Annotated in this window: 18 protein-coding genes; 11 read left to right on the top strand and 7 right to left on the bottom strand. The window is 64.9% G+C overall.

Features of this window, described 5'->3' with window-relative positions; genetic code table 11:
* Positions 1–150: 150 nt before the first annotated feature.
* Positions 151–1,056 (bottom strand): tagatose-bisphosphate aldolase, encoded by a 906-nt coding sequence (locus tag FJ988_RS11705; protein ID WP_140817642.1) that lies wholly within the window; start codon positions 1,054–1,056, stop codon positions 151–153.
* A gap of 265 nt (positions 1,057–1,321) precedes the next feature.
* On the opposite strand from FJ988_RS11705, the gene FJ988_RS11700 reads away from it, so the two are divergent.
* The 4 genes from FJ988_RS11700 (at position 1,322) to FJ988_RS11685 (ending at position 5,549) form a co-directional block, all read left to right on the top strand.
* A complete protein-coding gene (locus FJ988_RS11700) occupies positions 1,322–2,224 on the top strand; it encodes a sugar-binding transcriptional regulator (RefSeq protein WP_140817852.1) in 903 nt (300 codons plus the stop codon).
* Between the two features lie 442 nt (positions 2,225–2,666).
* Positions 2,667–3,644 (top strand): ABC transporter substrate-binding protein, encoded by a 978-nt coding sequence (locus tag FJ988_RS11695; protein ID WP_140817640.1) that lies wholly within the window; start codon positions 2,667–2,669, stop codon positions 3,642–3,644.
* Positions 3,645–3,748: 104 nt separating this feature from the next.
* A complete protein-coding gene (locus tag FJ988_RS11690) occupies positions 3,749–4,810 on the top strand; it encodes an ABC transporter permease subunit (RefSeq protein WP_140817638.1) in 1,062 nt (353 codons plus the stop codon).
* A complete protein-coding gene (locus tag FJ988_RS11685) occupies positions 4,803–5,549 on the top strand; it encodes an ATP-binding cassette domain-containing protein (protein WP_140817636.1) in 747 nt (248 codons plus the stop codon). Before FJ988_RS11690 ends, FJ988_RS11685 begins: the two co-directional genes overlap by 8 nt.
* A gap of 37 nt (positions 5,550–5,586) precedes the next feature.
* Here FJ988_RS11685 and FJ988_RS11680 read toward each other — a convergent pair whose 3' ends face one another.
* Positions 5,587–5,781 (bottom strand): DUF1778 domain-containing protein, encoded by a 195-nt coding sequence (locus FJ988_RS11680; RefSeq protein ID WP_181183508.1) that lies wholly within the window; start codon positions 5,779–5,781, stop codon positions 5,587–5,589.
* Between the two features lie 80 nt (positions 5,782–5,861).
* Positions 5,862–6,983 carry a LacI family DNA-binding transcriptional regulator gene (locus tag FJ988_RS11675; protein ID WP_181183507.1) on the bottom strand — a complete coding sequence of 374 codons (1,122 nt, stop codon included), beginning with the start codon at positions 6,981–6,983 and terminating at the stop codon, positions 5,862–5,864.
* A 610-nt stretch (positions 6,984–7,593) separates the two neighbouring features.
* On the opposite strand from FJ988_RS11675, the gene FJ988_RS11670 reads away from it, so the two are divergent.
* The 7 genes from FJ988_RS11670 to FJ988_RS11640 all read left to right on the top strand — a co-directional run bounded on the left by FJ988_RS11670 (position 7,594) and on the right by FJ988_RS11640 (position 14,623).
* The gene (locus tag FJ988_RS11670; protein WP_140817632.1) at positions 7,594–8,556 is read left to right on the top strand and encodes a sugar-binding protein; all 963 of its coding nucleotides are present in this window, start codon (positions 7,594–7,596) and stop codon (positions 8,554–8,556) included.
* A gap of 105 nt (positions 8,557–8,661) precedes the next feature.
* The gene (locus FJ988_RS11665) at positions 8,662–10,227 is read left to right on the top strand and encodes a sugar ABC transporter ATP-binding protein (protein ID WP_140817630.1); all 1,566 of its coding nucleotides are present in this window, start codon (positions 8,662–8,664) and stop codon (positions 10,225–10,227) included.
* Entirely contained in the window at positions 10,224–11,219 is a 996-nt protein-coding gene (locus FJ988_RS11660; RefSeq protein WP_140817628.1) for an ABC transporter permease, read from the top strand. The genes FJ988_RS11665 and FJ988_RS11660 overlap by 4 nt, the downstream gene beginning before the upstream one ends.
* Before the next feature lie 183 nt (positions 11,220–11,402).
* The gene (locus FJ988_RS11655; protein ID WP_246688516.1) at positions 11,403–12,245 is read left to right on the top strand and encodes a transporter substrate-binding domain-containing protein; all 843 of its coding nucleotides are present in this window, start codon (positions 11,403–11,405) and stop codon (positions 12,243–12,245) included.
* A 75-nt stretch (positions 12,246–12,320) separates the two neighbouring features.
* Positions 12,321–13,067: an ABC transporter permease gene (locus FJ988_RS11650; RefSeq protein ID WP_246688515.1), complete on the top strand. Its 747-nt coding sequence runs from the start codon at positions 12,321–12,323 to the stop codon at positions 13,065–13,067.
* A 9-nt stretch (positions 13,068–13,076) separates the two neighbouring features.
* Entirely contained in the window at positions 13,077–13,808 is a 732-nt protein-coding gene (locus FJ988_RS11645) for an ABC transporter permease (protein WP_246688514.1), read from the top strand.
* Positions 13,808–14,623: an ABC transporter ATP-binding protein gene (locus tag FJ988_RS11640; RefSeq protein WP_140817624.1), complete on the top strand. Its 816-nt coding sequence runs from the start codon at positions 13,808–13,810 to the stop codon at positions 14,621–14,623. The genes FJ988_RS11645 and FJ988_RS11640 overlap by 1 nt, the downstream gene beginning before the upstream one ends.
* 203 nt (positions 14,624–14,826) lie before the next feature.
* Here the strand turns inward: FJ988_RS11640 and phnN are convergent, their stop codons facing one another.
* The 4 genes from phnN to iolB all read right to left on the bottom strand — a co-directional run bounded on the left by phnN (position 14,827) and on the right by iolB (position 18,387).
* On the bottom strand, positions 14,827–15,453 hold the full coding sequence (gene phnN, locus FJ988_RS11635; RefSeq protein WP_181183506.1) for a phosphonate metabolism protein/1,5-bisphosphokinase (PRPP-forming) PhnN: 627 nt from the start codon (positions 15,451–15,453) through the stop codon (positions 14,827–14,829).
* The gene (locus FJ988_RS11630) at positions 15,450–16,589 is read right to left on the bottom strand and encodes an alpha-D-ribose 1-methylphosphonate 5-triphosphate diphosphatase (protein WP_140817622.1); all 1,140 of its coding nucleotides are present in this window, start codon (positions 16,587–16,589) and stop codon (positions 15,450–15,452) included. The genes phnN and FJ988_RS11630 overlap by 4 nt, the downstream gene beginning before the upstream one ends.
* 33 nt (positions 16,590–16,622) lie before the next feature.
* A complete protein-coding gene (locus FJ988_RS11625; protein ID WP_140817620.1) occupies positions 16,623–17,330 on the bottom strand; it encodes a DUF1045 domain-containing protein in 708 nt (235 codons plus the stop codon).
* Positions 17,331–17,574: 244 nt separating this feature from the next.
* Positions 17,575–18,387, bottom strand: a complete 813-nt coding sequence (gene iolB, locus FJ988_RS11620; protein WP_140817618.1) for a 5-deoxy-glucuronate isomerase — start codon at positions 18,385–18,387, stop codon at positions 17,575–17,577.
* Between the last annotated feature and the right edge of the window lie 123 nt (positions 18,388–18,510).

The raw sequence follows: 18,510 nt of genomic DNA, 5'->3' as shown, positions 1-18,510 counted from the left end.
CCGCCACTGAGGCACGCTGAGATTCAGGTCAGGCCGAGTCGAAAATGGTGGGGTCCGAGAACCGGAGCGGAGCGTACTTGAAGTACGTGAGCACCGGAAGCGCAGGACCCCGCCATTTGCAGACCGGCCTCACCTGAATATCAACGTGCCTCAGGCGGCTTTGCGGCGATAATTGCCGATTACAGCCTGGATTTCGCGCAACCGGGAAACCGCGACGGTTTTGAGCTTCTCGCGCTGGACGTCTCGGTCGAGCGAGATGCAGTCCTTCCACAGCGAGCGGCCGGCGATGACGCCGGAAGCGCCGTTGCGCATGGCGATCTCGACCTGGCCGAGGAAGGTGGCGTGGTTCACGCCGGCCGACAGCACCGCCCACGGCACCTCGCCGGCAAGGTCGGTGATCCTGGCGCAGGCCTCCGGCGTGCCGGGATAGGGAAGCTTCAGCACCTTCGCCCCGCAGTCGAGCGAGATGCGCGTGCCTTCCTCGACCAGCGACGGGATCTTGGCAGAGTAGTCTTCAGCGCTTTCGCCCTCGAGCTGATAGGTCAGGAACTCGACGACGAGCAGGAGATCCTCCTTGGCGAAATCGGCGATGCACTGCTTCAGGATAGCAATGTTGTGGCTGTTCGCCTCCGGCTTGTCGGCTCTGAGATAGACCATGATCTTGCCGCCGGTGCCGCCGAGCTCGCGCACGCGGCGCGCGTCGATGCCGGGAACCAGCCGCGACAGGCGATAGCCTTCCGGCGAGACATCGAAGCCCGAGGCGTCGAGGCCGATCAGCAGGGCTGTGTCGCGGTTGAGCACGCCCTCGTCGACGATGCGCGGCACCGCGCAGAGCGGATCGAGCAGCACGCAGGAGGCCTCGCTGGCGAGGTATCTGGTGATGTCGGACTTGGTGTCGCCAAGCATGTCGTTGGTGATCTTGGCCTGCTCGGCCGGGTCCGCGGCTAGCAGCGTGCGCATGCCGCCGCGCTGGTCGCAGGCGATGGCCATTATGGCGCCATCCCTGCCGCAAATCTGCTGGTAGCCGCGCAACTCCGCGGTCGTCATCCTGGTCATGGTCATCTGTCCGATCTCGGCGCACCATGCAGCCGGGCGCGCCATCCGTGAAACTGGCAAACTGCCTGCCCGAAGGCAGCAGGGCTCCGCCGCTTCGACGCGTCCCGATCGCGAGAAAAGCAGCATGCCGGGGAAGCCTGTCCAGATTGCGGGTTCGGCAAATTTGGGCGATAACTCCCGTCGGCCGGCAAACCTGTAACACGTTGCTGAAAGGAATTGCAAGCTGTCTGTGCCACCCATCCAGGACGCGACCGCATCGCGCACGATGCTGCATATGGTCGCCAAGCTGCACTATGAGGCGGAGATGTCGCAGGTCGACATCGCGCGGCGGCTGGGCGTGTCCACCGCCACCATCTCGCGGCTTCTGCAGCGGGCGCGGGCGGAAGGCATCGTGCGCATCGAGGTGCTGGATATCGTCACGCCCGAGGCGCTGACGGCGCAACTGGTGGAGCGGCTGGGGCTTCGCGACGCGGCCCTTGTCGAGACGCCGGCGACGGGCGTGCTGACGGCGCTTTCGGCGCCGCTCGGCGGGCTGCTGAGGCAAGCCGAGCTGACGGCCGGCTCCGTGGTGGCGATCGGCTGGGGCCGCGCCATCCGCGAGGTGATCCGCGCCGGCCTGCCGCGCTTTCCCGGCGTGCTGACCGTCGCTGCCACTGGCGGCATGCAGCAGCACGCGGCGCATTTTCAGATCAACGAATTCGTGCGGCTGGCGGCGGAAGAGTTCGGCGGCACGCCGCATTTCATCCATGCGCCCTATCTGCCCTCCAGCGAATTGCGCGAGGTGTTCCTCGGCGACGCGGCGATCCGCGATGCCGTGGCGCTGTGGGAGCGCACCGACGTCGCGGTCGTCGGCGTCGGCCTGCCGCATGCCATCAATGCGCCGGAGGCGAGTGCCGCGACACCGAGCGAGCAGGCGCTGGTCCATGCGGCGGGCGATGTGCTTCGGCACTATTTCGACGCCGACGGCGCACTGATCGCGTGGGAAGGCGAAAGCCGCATGATCGCCATGTCGCCGGCTCAGCTTCGGGCCACACGGCTGGTGATCGGCGTCGCCGCCGGGCCGGAGAAGGCCAGCGCCATCATCGGCGCCGCGCGCGCCGGGCTGATCAAGGCGCTGGTCACCGACACCAAGACGGCGCAGGCGATCCTCGAGGCGCTGCCGGCCTGACGTAGCCGTCAGAGATCCGTGGCGGCTTTGCGTTCCGGGCCGAGCCGCGCGGGCCGCGAATCACCGTTGTGCCGCGAACGCGTTGGGGCGATAGTCTGCCCGCGGGTTTTGCGGAGCAGGAAAGATGACGTCCAATCTGGAAATCGCTGCGATTCAATCCGCCAAGACCGACTTGCAATTTTTTTCAGCAAAGTGTTACAACTTTGCGAACCCGGCGCGGAAACGCCCCGGGGGGCGCGGATTTCCGATGCCTTGCGGAGGTAAGGTGACGGAACCGCCGAAATCGGTACGGTCAATTTCGGCTGGCTGAGCTAACGACCGGGGCGCTTGGGAGGAAGGCCGCCCGCAGACGAAACAGATTTCCCGGCCGCCGGTCGTTTCCCGAACGGCGCGACGGCCATCAGTATCAACAGCATCTGCAAATATCCGTGAGGAGGAGTTCATGAGGAAGATTTTTGCCGCGTTCGCGGCGCTCGCCATTTCGGCCTCGGCGCTGACGGCGCCCGCCCATGCGCAAGACAAGAAATACACCATCGCGCTGATCCCGGGCCTGACCACCGACGGCTTCTACATCACCATGCGCAAGGGCGCCCAGGCGGCGGCCGACGCACTCGGCGTCAACCTGGTCTTCCAGGGCGCGCCTGAATTCAATCCGGTGACCCAGGTGCCGGTGCTCGACGCCGTCATCGCCAAGAAGCCGGACGCCATCCTGATCGCGCCGACCGACAAGGCGCAGTTGGTCGAGCCGCTGCGCAAGGCCAATGACGCCGGCATCCCGGTCATCACCGTCGACACCTTCATCGGCACCGGCAGCTACCAGACCGGCGCCGGCGATGCCGACTTCCCGCTTTCCTACATCGCCTCCGACAACGTGCTCGGCGGCGAGATCGCCGCGCGGGCGCTTGCCAAGGCGGTGGGCGACAAGGGCAAGGTCTATGTGTCCAACGTCAAGCCCGGCATTTCGACCACCGACCAGCGCGAGCAAGGCTTCAAGCAGGAGATGGCCAAGCATCCGGGCATCACGGTGCTCGAGACCCAGTTCAATGACAATGACGCCAACAAGGCGGCCTCGCAGTTGCAGGCGGTGTTCGCACGCAATTCCGACCTCGTCGGCGTGTTCGGCGCCAATCTGTTCTCGGCGCTGGGTGCCGCCAACGGCGTCAAGCAGGCGGGACAGACCGGCACCGTCAAGGTGGTCGCCTTCGATGCGCCGACCAGCATCGTCGACAACATCAACACCGGCCTGGTCGACGTGGCGATCGCGCAGCATCCGGCCGAAATCGGCTACTACGGCGTCGTTTCGGCCTATGCCCATCTGACCGGGAATTCGATCCCTGTCTCCATCGGCACCGGCTTCACCATCATGGACAAGTCCAACATCGCCGATCCGAACATCTCGAAGTACCTCTACTCCGAGTAAGTCGGGACGCATTCATCTCCTCCCGGCCGGCCGGGAGGAGATCGACGCCTAGGTCCCGCCGGGACCAGGCCTTTTGTCGAAGCAAGCCGCGCGGCGGAGCATTCATGACCTCAACATCACCGGCACAACAGGCCGAAAAGCATGTCGCCCCTCAGGCGGACCATGGCGACGCGGCAAGAAGCTGGGTCCGGCGCATCGCCGAGGGGCGGGCCTGGCTGTTCCTCGCCGGCCTGATCATCTGCTTCGAAGTGTGGTCGCGCATGGCCTTCGGCGCCACCTTCGTGCTCAATCCGTTCAACCTGCAATCGATCGCGATCTTCGCCGTTGCGCCGCTGCTCTTGGCGACCGGGCAGACCTTCGTCATCATCTCGGGCGGCATCGACCTGTCGCTCGGCTTCATCATGGGACTTGCCGCCGTCGTCGCCGCCCATGCCACCAACATGGCGGGCGCGGCGATCCCGCTGCCATTGGCGATGCTTGCGGGAATTCTCGCGGCGGTGATCGTCGCCGGCGTGCCCGGCGTCATCAACGGGCTTCTGATCTCGCGCCTCAGGGTGCCGCCCTTCATCGGCACGCTCGGCATGTTCGGCGTCGCGCGCGGCACGGCTTACCTGCTCGCCGGCGGCACCACCGTGCCGGTGCAGAATTCCTGGTTCGCGGCGCTCGGCAACGGCCTGCTCTTCCGTGTGCCCTATCTCGTCATCATCACCGCGATCTTCGTCATCGTGATGCACTACATCCTGAGCCAGACGCGCTTCGGCCAGCACAATTACGCCATCGGCGCCAATGCGCAGGCGGCGCGCCGCGCCGGCATCGACATCAAGGACCATATCCTTCGCCTCTACGTGCTGTCGGCGATGTGCGCTGGCCTCGGCGGCGCGCTCTATGCCGCGCGCTTCACGGCGGGCGCCGCGCAGGCCGGCGAGCCGCTTTTGCTCGACAGCGTCGCGGCCGTCGTCATCGGCGGCGCCAGCCTGTTCGGCGGCTCCGGCACGATCTTCGGCACCGTCGCCGGCGCGCTGGTCATCGCGGTCATCCAGTACGGGCTGGTCTTCGTCAATGTCGAGCCGTTCTGGCAGTTCATCGCCGTCGGCGTCGTCATCATCATTTCCGTCCTTATCGACCAGGCGCAGCGCCGGTTCAGTGGAGCTCGTCAGGATGAATAGCGCCGCACCCCTTCTCGAAGTCCGCAACCTCTCCAAGCATTTCGGCGCGGTGCGCGCGCTCAACGACTTCTCCATGGTCGTGCGCCCCGGCGAAGTGGTGGCGCTGGCCGGCGACAACGGCGCCGGCAAGACGACGCTGATCAAGGCGATTTCGGGCGTTTACCAGCCGACCGGCGGAGAGATCCTGCTGCGGGGCCAGCCGGTGAGCTTTTCGACGCCGCAGGAAGCGCGCGAAAAAGGCATCGAGACGATCTACCAGGACCTCGCGCTCGCCGACAATCTGTCGATCGGCGCCAACATCTTCCTCGGCCGCGAGCCGATGCGCAAAGCCTTCGGCTTCCTGCCGGTGCTCGACCGCAAGAAGATGGCCGTGGCGGCCAAGGAGACGATGAGCCGGCTGGATTTCCATGTCAGCCGGCTGGAGGCGCCGGTGAGCAATTTCTCCGGCGGCCAGCGCCAGGCCGTCGCCATCGGCCGCGCCGTCTACTGGGACGCGCAGATCCTGATCATGGACGAGCCGACCGCGGCACTCGGCGTGCCGGAGCAGCGCAAGGTGATCTCGCTCATCCACCAGCTCAAGGCGCAAGGCCGCGGCGTGATCTTCATCTCGCACAATCTGCAGGACATCTTCGCCGTCTCCGACCGCATCGTGGTGCTGCGGCGCGGCGTGCAGGCCGGCGAGCGCAAGATCGCAGAGACCAATCACGACGAGGTGGTGAAGCTGATGGTGGGTGGATAAGGGGCGGACTCCGCGCCTTCGCCCGTCTTCTGGTGCGTCAGCGCTCCCACACAGGCTTGCGCGCCATGCGCGCTCGGAGCTCCCCGGAGGGCGGATTCAGGGCATCGAGCAAATCGAGAAATTTCTGATGCCCGTCGGCATCCAGAAAGAAGGCTCGCTGATCGAGAATGGCTTCCTTCGCCTTGTTGCGGGCGCTGTCCAACCTATCGCGATTGCTGCGCACATCCGTCATAGCAATCATCCCTCGTCAAATTCGATGGCAGTATAGCTCCACGTCTATACCGCAAAGACGAGGAACAATCTTGCGGGATTCTACCCCGCTGCGCCCCGATCCCGAACCCTTGCCACGCTCTCCCTTTCCACCAGCGGGCATTCCAGCTTGGTGATGGGATAGCGGCCGCGGCCGGGGACGGGCGGAGTCTCAAGCTGCTCGATCGCCCATTGGCCCATGGCGAGATGCGGCAGGATCGATGTCGTCAGCGGCGGGAAGAGGTGGCGGGCGATCTCCTCGTCGTCATAGCCGACGACGGAGATATCCTCAGGGATATGCAGGCCCGCCTCCTTCAGCGCCTCGTAGCAGCCGATCGCCGTGCGGTCGTTCTGGCAGAAGATGGCGGTGGGCTTATCCTTGAGCGCCAGCAGCTTGACGGTCGCGGCATAGCCGGCGCTGGCCGACCAGTCGCCCTCGACGACCAGTTCGGGATCGAAGGGGATGTCGGCGGTGGCCAAGGCGCGGCGATAGCCCTTGAGCCTGTCCTGCGCTGCCTGCATCCACGGCTCGCCGGTGATGGTGCCGATGCGGCGGTGGCCGTGGGCGATCAGATGCCTGGTCGCGCTCTGGCCGCCGGCGATCTCGGAGGGCACCACGGCGGGGAAAGCGTAATCCGCCGTATAGCAGTTGAGCAGGATGACCGGGATGTCGAGGCTGTAGAGGAATTCCGGCGCCGCGATCTCGCGGGTGAAGATGGTCATGTAGATCAGCGCCGAGATGCCGCGCCGCGTCAGCGCCGCAATAGCGCGCGGCTCCATTAGAGCGTCACCCATAGTCTGCGCCACCAGAAGCACATTGCCGGCGTTCCACGAGGCCTGGCGTGCGCCTTCGATGGCGACAACGGCTTCGGGGCTGGTGGCAAGCTGGTCGACGGCGAATCCGATCACGCCGTCCAGGCCCTCGAACGGCGTGACCGGCGGCCGCAGCGCCGAGAAAACCGGCGGCGAATAACCCAGCGCCCTGGCCGCCTCGATAACGCGGTCGCGGGTCTGCTGCGACAGCCGGATACCCGGCGAATTGTTGAGCACGAAGGAGACCGTCGCCTGCGAGCAGCCCGCCGCGCGCGCGATGTCGGTCATGGTGACGCGGCCCTTGGGCTTGGCGGACGGCTTGCGGCGCCTGGAGGCGGCTGAAGGATCGCGCAGTTCCGTCGGTTCACTCATGGTCGTTTCCCAAACCCGGCGACTCCGAAGCGAAGGCCGCCGGCAACGGCAAGATCGTAGAGGTTTTATGCGTTTATCGGACGCACACTGCTAATCTATATTAGCACGCGCGACATGCAACATGCCGATCGCACGTGATCGCGGCAAAATCAGCCAAACAAGGTCAGCAAAGCTGACAATTTCCTCGATTTACAGGCAGCGGCAAGGCTTGCCGCCATCGCTCTCCTCACTCCCCGGCGCGCCTCGCGACCAACGTCTCCTCCGCTGCAAAAGCGCGCGTTCCAGCCGTATAACTAATACTCTTTACTAATAGACGTAGGCATTCTAGTGTCAACTCGTCGTCGCCGTCCGGCTTCGGATTGGCGTCGGCAAAGCGTGAAGGACGCTCGACCGACCCTGCGGCGACGCCGCCGGTCAAGGCCTGCGTCCATCTCACGAAAATGTCAGACAAATCGGACTATTTACGAACGTCAGATCAGTGTCTAGTGTTTCGATCGCGGCCGGATTGGCACCGTTCTTAAGTCGGCGGGCCTTTGGGCTACACCCTTGAGGAGGAGGGTATCCGGACCGCGGGAGAGACTATCGGTGAGTTTCAAAAGGGAGGTTGAATATGAAATCTGTGATCCGTAACGCATCGGTCGCCGCGGCGGCCCTGCTTGTCGGGCTTGCGGCCACGGCGGTTACCCGCGCGGACGACAAGCCGACGCTGGCCTTCGTCGTCAACGGCGCGTCCGACTTCTGGAAGGCGGCGGAAGCCGGCGTGAAGAAGGCGCAAGGGGAGTTGCCCGACTACACGCTCGAGCTCAAATATCCGGAGCAGTCGTCGGTCGCCATCCAGCAGCGGCTGATGGACGATCTGGTGACCGCCGGCGTCAAGGGCATCATGGTGTCCGCCGTCGACCCGAAGACCTCGACGGACGGCCTGAACAAGATCGCCTCTGAGACAGCGCTGTTCACCACCGACTCGGATGCGCCGCAGACCAAGCGCGTCGCCTATATCGGCTCGTCCAACGTCGATGCCGGCAAGCAGGCGGCCGAGATCGCCAAAAAGGCGATGCCGAACGGCGGCAAGTGCCTCGGCTTCGTCGGCCTGCTCGGCGCCGACAACGCCAAGGAGCGCATCCAAGGCATGAAGGACGGGCTCGCCGGCAGCAAGATCGAGCTGGTCGACGTGCGCGGCGACGATATCGACCAGGCGCGCGCCAAGAAGAATGTCGAGGACGCGCTGGTCGCCAGCCCCGATATCACCTGCATGGTCGGCTTCTACTCCTACAACACGCCGCGCATCTATGAAGCGCTGCGCGACGCCGGCAAGCTCGGCCAGATCACCGTCGTCGGCTTCGACGACGATCCGATCACGCTGGGCGGCGTCAAGGAAGGCACCGTCGCGGCGACCGTCGTGCAGCAGCCCTTCGAATGGGCCTATCAAGGCATGAAGCTGATGGCCGCCTATCTCAAGGGCGACAAGTCGGGCATCCCGGCCAACGGCCTGATCATCATCCCGACCAAGATCATCGGCAAGGATGACGTTGACGCCTATGCCGCCAACCTCAAGGCGATGGCGGGTAACTGATCGTTCAACCACTGCGCCGGCTCAAGGTTCGCCTTGAGCCGGCGTTCGTATTGACGGGCCTGCCAAGGCCCGTCAGTCTGTAGCCCACCGGCTGCGTCAGGCGTGATGACCCCTACCGACACCACACAATCGACCACCGCTCCGTTCCTCAGCCTTGAGGCCGTGCGCAAGACCTATCCGGGCGTCGTGGCGCTGGACAGGTTCTCCATGGAGGTGCATCCCGGCGAGGTCATCGGCCTTGTCGGCGAGAACGGCGCCGGCAAATCCACCTTGATGAAGATCCTCGGTGGCGTGACGCGGCCGGACAGCGGCACCGTCAAGGTGGACGGCACCGCGCATGACGGGCTGACCGTCGAGCAGAGCATCGGCTCCGGCATCGCCTTCGTGCACCAGGAACTCAATCTCTTCGAAAATCTCGACGTCGCCGCCAACATCTTCTTCGGCCGCGAGCCGCTCAGAGCCGGGCCGCTGAAGCTGGTCGACCGCGCCAGGCTGCGCGAGATGGTGGCGCCGCTGTTGAAGCGGGTCGGCGCCAATTTCTCCGCCGACACACCGGTCGCTTCGCTGTCGCTGGCGCAGCAGCAGATGGTCGAGATCGCCAAGGCGCTGTCGATCCGGGCGCGGCTGGTGATCCTCGACGAGCCGACCTCCAGCCTGCCGATGGCCGAGACCGAAAAGCTGCTCGACGTCATCAAGGGGCTGAAGGCGGAAGGCATCAGCGTCATCTTCATCTCGCACCGCCTGCACGAGGTCGAGCGCGTCGCCGACCGCGTCGTGGTGCTGCGCGACGGCACGCTTGCTGGGACGCTGGCGAAGAGCCAGATCAACCACGACGAGATGGTGCGGCTGATGATCGGCCGCATGCTGAAGGAGCGCGAGAAGGCCGGCGAGGCGGCGCGTGCGCCGGGCGCAGTGGCGCTGTCGGCTGACGCGATCCGCACCAGCACCTATCCCGACCGTCCGGTCAGCCTGGAATTGCGCCGCGGCGAGATCCTCGGCCTCGCCGGGCTGGTCGGCTCCGGCCGCACCGAACTGGCGCGCGTGCTGTTCGGCATCGACGAGCGGCTCGCCGGCGCAGTCGCGCTGGAGGGCAAGTCGCTCAATGTCGCATCAGCCGCCGATGCGGTGGCGAACGGCATTTTCCTGGTGCCGGAAGACCGCAAGCTCACCGGCATCCTGCTCGATCTTTCGATCGCACAGAACATTTCGCTGCCCAATCTGCCGGCGCATGCCAGGCGCACGCTGGTCTCGACCAATGCCGAGCTCGCCACCGCCGAAAAGCAGAAGAAGAACCTCGGCATCAAGGCGCCGTCGGTGCTGACGCGCACCGGCACGCTGTCGGGCGGCAACCAGCAGAAAGTGGTTCTCGCCAAATGGCTGGCGATGAACCCGAAGGTGATGATCCTCGACGAGCCGACGCGCGGCATCGATATCGGCGCCAAGGCGGAGATCTACGGGCTGATGCGGGCGCTGGCCGACGCCGGCGTCGCGGTGCTGATGATCTCCAGCGACATGGAAGAGGTGATCGGCGTCTCCGACCGCATTGCGGTCATGCATGAGGGGCAGATCTCCGGCATTCTCGACAAGCAGGAATTCAGCCAGGAAAATGTGCTGTTGCTGGCGGTCGGCAAGAAGCCGAAACTGCTGCAGCTCGCGGGAGGAGCGCAATGAGCAAGAAAGACCTCGGCCTGCTGATCCTGATCCTTGTGGTCGGCGCGGTGGTGACCGCCATCAACCCGCGCTTCCTGTTGCCGATCAACCTTGCCAACACCTCGAACCTGATCGGCCTGTTCGGGATCCTCTCGATCGGCCAGGCCTTCGTCATCATCACCGGCGGCATCGAATTGTCGGTCGGATCGCTGATCGCGCTGCTCGGCACGCTGTTCATCGACTTCATCGCCGTGCGCGGCATGGACTGGCCGGTCGCCTTCGTGCTGATCATCCTGCTCGGCGCCATCATCGGCCTGGCGCATGGCTGGCTGATCACGAAACTGAAGCTGCAGCCCTTCGTGGTGACGCTGTGCGGCTTGCTGATCTATCGCGGCGTGGCGCGCTTCTATACCGCCGACGGCACGGCGGGCTTCGCGTTCGGCCAGAATTTTCCCGATCTCGAATTCCTGACCGCCGGCCGCAGCTGGGGCGTGCCGAACAGCTTCATCGCGCTGATCGTGATTGCCATCGTCATGTGGGTGGTGCTGCACCGTTCGGTGTTCGGCCGCTATCTCTACGCCATCGGCAAGAACGAGGAGGCGGCTAAATATTCGGGCATCCGCACCGGCCGGGTGGTGACCTCTGCCTATGTCATCTGCGGCGTGCTGACGGCGCTGTCGGCGATCTATTTCGCCATGTACACGCGCTCCATCTCGCCGGCCAGCCATGGCCAATTCTACGAGCTCTATGCGATCGCCGCGGCCGTGCTCGGCGGCTTTTCGCTGCGCGGCGGCGAGGGCTCGCTGATCGGCGTGCTGCTCGGCACGGTGCTGCTGCAGGAGCTGCAGAACCTGGTCAATCTGCTCGGCATCCCGTCCTCGCTCAACTTCGCGGTGATGGGCGGCGTGATCCTGATCGGCGTGCTGGTCGACCAGCAATGGGGCGTCTTCCGCGCCCGGCGCCGGATGATGGAGGCGACGCGCCAGAACGTCGCCGGCGCGCCGGCGGAGTAGCTTCGCCCTTCCGCCCACGGTTCTGATTGGATCGATGCTCGCGGGATGGCCGCCGGCCAAGCTCCGGATTTGCAGCCAACAGCAACAACGCGTGATGCGGAAAACAGCGCTTGTCGCAGAATAGGGGCTGGGCTAAGCAATTAACAAATGAGGGTTCCAAGAACAAAAAATGGGAGACTTGCCGTGACATCATCACGCTGGATCGCGCTTGCCGCGCTGGCACTGACCTGTTCAACCCCGGCGATGGCCAAGGACTGGAAGACGGTCACCGTCGCTATGGAGGGCTCCTACGCCCCGTGGAACCAGACCGACGCCAGCGGCAAGATCGTCGGCTTCGAGGTGGACATCCTCAACGACGTCTGCGCCCGCGCCAAGCTCGAATGCAGCATCGTGGCGCAGGATTGGGACGGCGTCATTCCGGGCCTCACCGCCGGCAAGTTCGACATCGTCATGGACGGCATGTCGATTACCGAAGAGCGTATGAAGACCATCGACTTCTCGATCCCCTATGCCTCCTCGCCGGTGGCATTCCTGGCCGACAAGAACGGCCCGCTGGCTAACCTTTCCAACAGCGGCAAGATGATCGACCTGTCGAAGGACGACGCCGAATCCAAGGCGGCGCTCGACACGCTGCGCAAGGAGCTCACCGGCAAGAATGTCGGCCTGCAGGTGTCGACCACCGAGGCGACCTTCGCCGACAAATATCTGAAGGACGTCGCCAACGTCCATGAGTACAAGACCACCGACGAACACGACCTCGACCTAATGGCCGGCCGCATCGACGTCGCCTTCGCCGACACCACCTATTTCCTCGGCACGCTGGCCAAGCCGGACGCCAAGGACCTGGAATTCGTCGGGCCGCAGTTCAAGGGCGGCCCGATCCTCGGACCTGGCATCGGCGCGGCTTTCCGCAAGACCGACAAGGACCTGCAGGACATCTACAACAAGGCGCTCAAGGCCGCGATCGACGACGGCTCGGTGTCGAAATACAGCCTGCAATGGTTCAAGATCGACATTACCAAGTAATGTCCCAACGGGAGCAGCCAGGCTGCTCCCGTTTTTGCATGGAGATGAACAACCGGCGCCGAGAGGGAGGCGTACGTGGAGTTTCTCAGCGATCTGCAGGCTCAGTTTGCAACGGCCTATGAGCTGTTGGCGGCCGGCTGGGGCGTGCAACTGCTGTGGGGCATTGGCTGGACGCTCGCCGTCACCGTGGTGTCGATGCTGATCGGGGCGATGCTGGGCTCAATGGTGGCGGCGGCCAAGCTTTCGCAGCGCGGCGGGCTGCGGTTCATCGGCGAAAGCTACACGACCGTGTTCCGCGGCGAGCCGGAACTCCTGATCATCTACCTGTTCTACTATGGCGGCACGCAGGTGCTGACCGGCGTGGCGCGCTCTACCGGATCGATCGGCTCGACCGACATCCTGAACATGCCGAGCTTCCTCGGCGGCGTGCTCGCGGTCGGCATCATTTCGGGCGCCTATCAGGCCGAGGTCTTTCGCGGATCGTTCCTGGCGATCCAACGCGGCGAGCTGGAGGCGGCGCGCGCCTACGGCATGTCGGCCTGGCTGCGGTTTCGCCTCGTCATCGTGCCGCAGGTGTTGCGGCTCGCGGTGCCAGGGCTCGGCAATGTCTGGCAATTGACCATCAAGGATTCGGCGCTGATCTCGGTCACTGGCGTCGCCGAACTGATGCTCACCGCAAACAAGGCGGCGCGCTCGACGCATCATTCGCTGCTTTTCTACACGCTCGCCGGCATCCTCTATCTGGTGATGACGTCGATCTCGACGCCGATCTTCGAAAAGGCCGAGCGTTACACCTCACGCAGCTTCACGCGTCCGAAATAAGAGGTGGCGGTGGATTTCGACTTCTACCTTTCGACCATGTGGAGCGTGCTGAAGGCACTGCCGCTGACGCTTGAGATCTGGTTTTTCGGTATCGCCTTCGGGCTCGTCATCGCCACCGGTCTGACCTGGTTGAGGGCGTCGGGCTACAAGCTGGGCGAGTATTTCACCCGCGCCTATGTCTTTATCTTCCGCGGCTCGCCGCTGCTGGTGCAGCTCTATCTGATCTATTTCGGGCTCTCCCAGTTCGATTTCGTCCGCCACAGCCCGATCCTGTGGCCGGTCCTGCGCGATCCGATGTATTGCACGATCGTGGCCATGGCCTTGAACACTGCCGCCTATGAGAGCGAGATTTTCCGCGGTGCGCTGCGGGCGGTGCCGGTCGGCCAGATCGAGGCGGCCAAGGCGTTCGGCATGCCGGCCTTCACGCGCTTTCGCCTGGTCACGCTGCCGATTGCGCTCAGGCTCGCCTTGCCGGCCTATTCGACCGAGATCATCCTGATGACCAAGGCGACAGCGCTCGCCTCCGTGGTGACGATCATGGAGATGATGGGGACGGCGCAGAAGATCCAGCACGATACGTTCCGGCCGATCGAGGTGCTGACCTGCGCCGGTGTGATCTACCTGCTGCTCAACCTGTCGATCGCCCGGCTGTTCGCCTGGGTCGAATACCGGCTTTCGCCGCATCTGCGTCCCCCGCCTGAGCAAAGCCAGCAAATCAAGCCCGTACCGGAGGTGTTGTGATGTCGGCAAATCCTGCCGCTGCCGCGAACGCAGCGTCATCCTCCAATGAGGCGTCCGCGATCAGCGTCAAGGAGCTGCGCAAGTGTTTCGGCGATCATGAAGTGCTCAAGGGCATTTCGCTCGAAGCGCATAAGGGCGATGTCATTTCGATCCTCGGCTCCTCCGGCTCGGGCAAGAGCACGATGCTGCGCTGCATCAACCTGCTGGAGATGCCGGACTCCGGCGAGGTGCGGGTGGACGGCGAGCTCATCAAGATGAAGCAGAGCCGCGACGGTCATCAAGCGCCGGCCGATATCCGCCAGGTGGAACGCATCCGCGCCAACCTCGCCATGGTTTTCCAGAGCTTCAATCTGTGGTCGCACATGACGGTGCTGGAAAACCTGGTCGCGGCGCCGACGCATGTCTTGAAGCGCCCGCGGGCCGAATGCCTGGAACAGGCCGAGGCGCTGCTGAAGCGCGTCGGGATATGGGAGCGGCGCAACTATTATCCGCCGCATATGTCGGGCGGCCAGCAGCAACGCGCCGCGATCGCGCGGGCGCTGGCGATGAACCCCAAGGTGATGCTGTTCGACGAGCCGACATCCGCGCTCGACCCCGAACTGGTCGGCGAGGTGCTGCGCGTCATGCGCTCGCTCGCCGAAGAAGGCCGCACCATGCTGGTGGTGACGCACGAAATGGGCTTTGCCCGCGACGTGTCGAGCAAGGTGATGTTCCTGCACAAGGGCGAGGTGGATTCGGTCGGCGAGCCGAAGGAAATGTTCGCCAAACCGCCGACGCCGCAGTTCAAGCAATTCATCGCCAACTTCAACAAGTGAAGCGCTGCCCTTCGCTTCGTCATCCACGGGCGGAGCAAGGAGCGTAGCGACGCAGCGCAGACCCGAGGATCCATTCCGTGACGTTAAGGCGTTGCGACGGTACAGAATTCTGCACCGCTGCACCCTACGATCGAGGTAACGGCATGGATCCTCGGGTCTGCGCACCGCTTCGCGGCGCTCCGCCCGTGGATGACGACGTCGCGTTAGATCATGTCCGACAGATCGGAGAACGCCATCGCCTTGCGCAGCACCTCGGCAAAGCGATCGCCGGCGATTTGCTTGTCGCCGCTGTTGTCGATCGACGTCACGTCCGGCCCCGACAATTGCACGCTTGTGCTGCGCGCCAGTCGCGCCAGCACCTCGCCGCGCGATTCACGGCCGCGCGCGGCCAGCCGTTCGGCGAGGATTTCCGGCCTCGCGGTGATCTCGACCACGGCGAGGTTGGCGTAGCGCTCGCGCAAGGCCGGGATCACACCACGCGAGACATTGGCAACGGCGACATGGCCGTTCGCTACCGCCCAGTCGACATCGGCCGGCAGGCCATAGCGCAGGCCGTGCGCGTCCCAGCAGAGCGAGAAGGCACCGTCGGCTTCCGCTTCGGCGAAAGCCGCGTCGGCCAGCGTGTCGTGGTCCTCGCTGGCGGCGTCGCTCGGCCGTGTGATGACGCGGCGGACGAATTCCAGCCGCGTCTCGCCAGCAAAGCGCTGCCTGGCGTAGCCGATCACCGTATCCTTGCCGGCGCCGCTCGGGCCAACGACGGCGACGAAGACGCCGTTGCGGATCGGCAAGGTCTCAGCCAGTTCGCGTTCGATCAGCGCTGAGACCATCATGCGACCCGACGACCCTCGCGCCACACCGTGCGCACGACCGGCACATGGTCGTCGACGCGCACGCGTACCAGATCGGCGCGGCGTCCAGGCGCGATGACGCCGCGATCGGTCAGGCCGACCGCCTCGGCCGGGTTCTTCGACACCATGGCGACGGCCTGCGGCAGCGTGATGCCCTCGACGACTCCGCCGAGGAAGAAGGCCGACTGGATCAGGCTGAAGGGGATATAGTCGGACGACAATATGTCGAGCAGGCCGTCGGCGGCGAGCGTGCGCGCCGAGACGTTGCCGGAATGCGAAGCGCCGCGCATGACGTTGGGTGCGCCCATCAGCACGCCGAGGCCCGCCGCCTTGGAGGCCTTGGCCGCTTCTTCCGTCGTCGGGAATTCGGCGACACGCACGCCCTGCTCGATCGCTTCATCGACATGGCCGGTGGTGGCATCGTCATGGCTCGCCAGCACGATGCCGCGCTCGTGGCAGGCGGCCGCGATGAAGACGCGGTTCGGGCCGGAATTGCGCGCCGATTCGGCCATTCGCTTGTCGCAGAATTTCTTGAAATCCTGATCCGTCAGCTTGAGCTTGCGCTGGTAGTAGTAGGCATAGGTCTCGAGGTTGACGAACTGGCGCTGCCCCGGCGCGTGGTCCATCAGCGAGGCAAGCTTGACCCGCTCGTCGGTCTCGAAATTGGCGAAGGCCTTCAGGCAATCCGGCGCCGAGACCTCGCAGCGCAGGTGGATGAAGTGATCGGCCCTGAGCCTATCCTCGCGCACGCTGTCCTCGATGGCGTCGGCGAGCTTGCGGATGTCGGCCGAGGTCAGTTCGGCGTCCTCGTCCATGCCGACGCGAAGTGCGTCGAGTACGGTGGTGATGCCGGCGGTCGCGACCTGTGCGTCATGGGCAAGCACCGCGGCGATCGGGTTCCAGCGCACTTTCGGGCGCGGCGCGTAGTGGCCTTCGAGGTGGTCGGTGTGCAACTCGACGAGGCCAGGGATGATGTAGTCGCCGCCCATGTCCTCGCCGGCGCGGGCAGCGCCCGGTTCGACGGCGGCGATCAGGCCGTCGCGCAGCAGCAGCGAGCCCTCGACGATCTCGTCGGGCAGCACGATGCGGGCATTGGTGAGGATTGTTTCGGCGGTCATCTCGGACGGTCCTTCAAACGGCGGTCGATCAAATCATGCGGTCTTGCGGGCCGGGCCACGGCCGAGCGCATGGTGGGACAGCACCATGAACGGGGCGCCGGGCTCGCTTTCGACAAACAAAGTCAGCGCATCCACCGGCACGGGTTGGCGCAGCACATCGGCGAACAGGCCGTCGATCGCTGCACGAAGACGCGGGCTTTCCTGCGACCCGACGCGCCCCGACAGCGTCATGTGGAAGCGGAAGGTGTCGAAAACATAGGGGTAGCCCCACTGGCAGAGGTTGCGGAACTCATCCGGCTTCAGCGAATCGGGGCTGCGGCGCTCGATCTCGGCCTCGGTGAGCGGGGCGCGAAAGGGATCGAACGCACGCACGACCTCGCCGGCGAAGGCGTTCAGGGGCGCAAACTGCGCTTCCGGCACCAGCGCGAAGAAGCCGTCGATCTGGCCGAGGACGAGACGCGGAATGACCACCGGCGGCGTGGCCTCGGCAAACGCGTCGAGCGCGGCGCGCAGCGAAGCCTCGGATTCGTCCGGCGCCAGCCGGAACGGCGCCTTCAGCGTCGCGTGGAAGCCGTAGCGCCGGGCAGAGGCCGTGTGGAAGGCCACTTCCGCCGCCGACAAGTCGCCGACGGCCTCGACCGGGCGCGGCGCCGCGCCGAACGGGTCGCGACCCAGCCAGTTGGCGGCAATGCGCGCCAGCTTCTCGTCCTGCCTCGGTGTGTAGTAGATGGCGTAGCGCATGCGTCTTCCTCGTCAAGCGCGCCGCGCCGGAAGTTCATGCGACGCGCTTCAAGTCCTGGTTTCTGACAAGTCGTGTCCCAAAAACGCCGGAGCGTTTGCGGCGACATGTGTCAGACCCGCTGCCATAGGTGATTTCCATGACGGATTGACGAAGCTTTCATGGGTTTTCGAAGGCAAGTCCAGCCTCGGAGTGCTTAGCCGACGATTTTTCCGGGCTGGACCAACGTCAATGTCGTTCGGACGCTCAAGCCTTCATCAGCCACTCATGCTCGGCGGCGTTGTGGAATTTCCACGTCCGCTTCGGTCCGGCCATGACGTTGAGATAATAGAGATCGTAGCCGTGGCAGGCGGCGCAAGGGTGATAGCCCTTCGGCACCAGCACGACGTCGCCATCCTCGATCGCCATCGCCTCGTCCAGCTCGCGCACCCCGTTGCGATCGGCGTCGGTATAGACTCGCTGGAAGGCAAAACCCTGCGGCGGGTTGAGGCGGTGGTAATAGGTCTCCTCCAGATAGGATTCCGCCGGCAGATTGTCCTGGTCGTGCTTGTGCGGCGGGTAGCTGGAGGTGTGGCCGCCCGGCGTGATGACCTCGACCACCAGCAGCGAATCCGCCGGCTTGCCCTCGGGCAGGATGTTGGTGACGTAGCGCGTGTTGGTGCCCTTGCCACGTACCTCCTGGCCGAGATCGTCGGGGCCGATGACGCGAACCGGCAGGCCGCCACCCAGACCGGGTGCGGAACAGACGGCAAGCTCCAGCTCGGTATCGGCCGTCACCGACCAGTCGGCGCCTTGCGGCACATAGACCGACCAGGGCTTGCCTTCGAAGGGCGTCATGCGCCCGCCGAGCAGGCCGAGATCCTGGCCGCCGGCGGACGCCTTGCCCTTGCCGGTGACGAAGACCAGGCAGACCTCGCGGTCGCCGCTCTTGCCCGACGCCGTCGCGCCTGCTTTGAGCCGATGCAGATCGAAACCGACATAGGTCCAGCCGGCGCTCTGCGGGGTGACGTGAGCAACGTGGCCATGGCCCTTGTCGGCCTTGACGAGCAGTTTCGACATTTTTGTCTCTCCTATTCCATTGGCTCAAGCGGGCGGACTCGAGAGTGCCGTTTACTGGAGGTCGCGGACCTTCGAGATTGGCCGAAAGGCCCGTCACTTCGTCATCCTAGGGCGGAGCAGGAG

This window comes from Mesorhizobium sp. CU3 (assembly GCF_006442965.1).
GTDB lineage: Bacteria > Pseudomonadota > Alphaproteobacteria > Rhizobiales > Rhizobiaceae > Mesorhizobium.
This window is presented reverse-complemented; position numbering and strand designations above follow the sequence as displayed.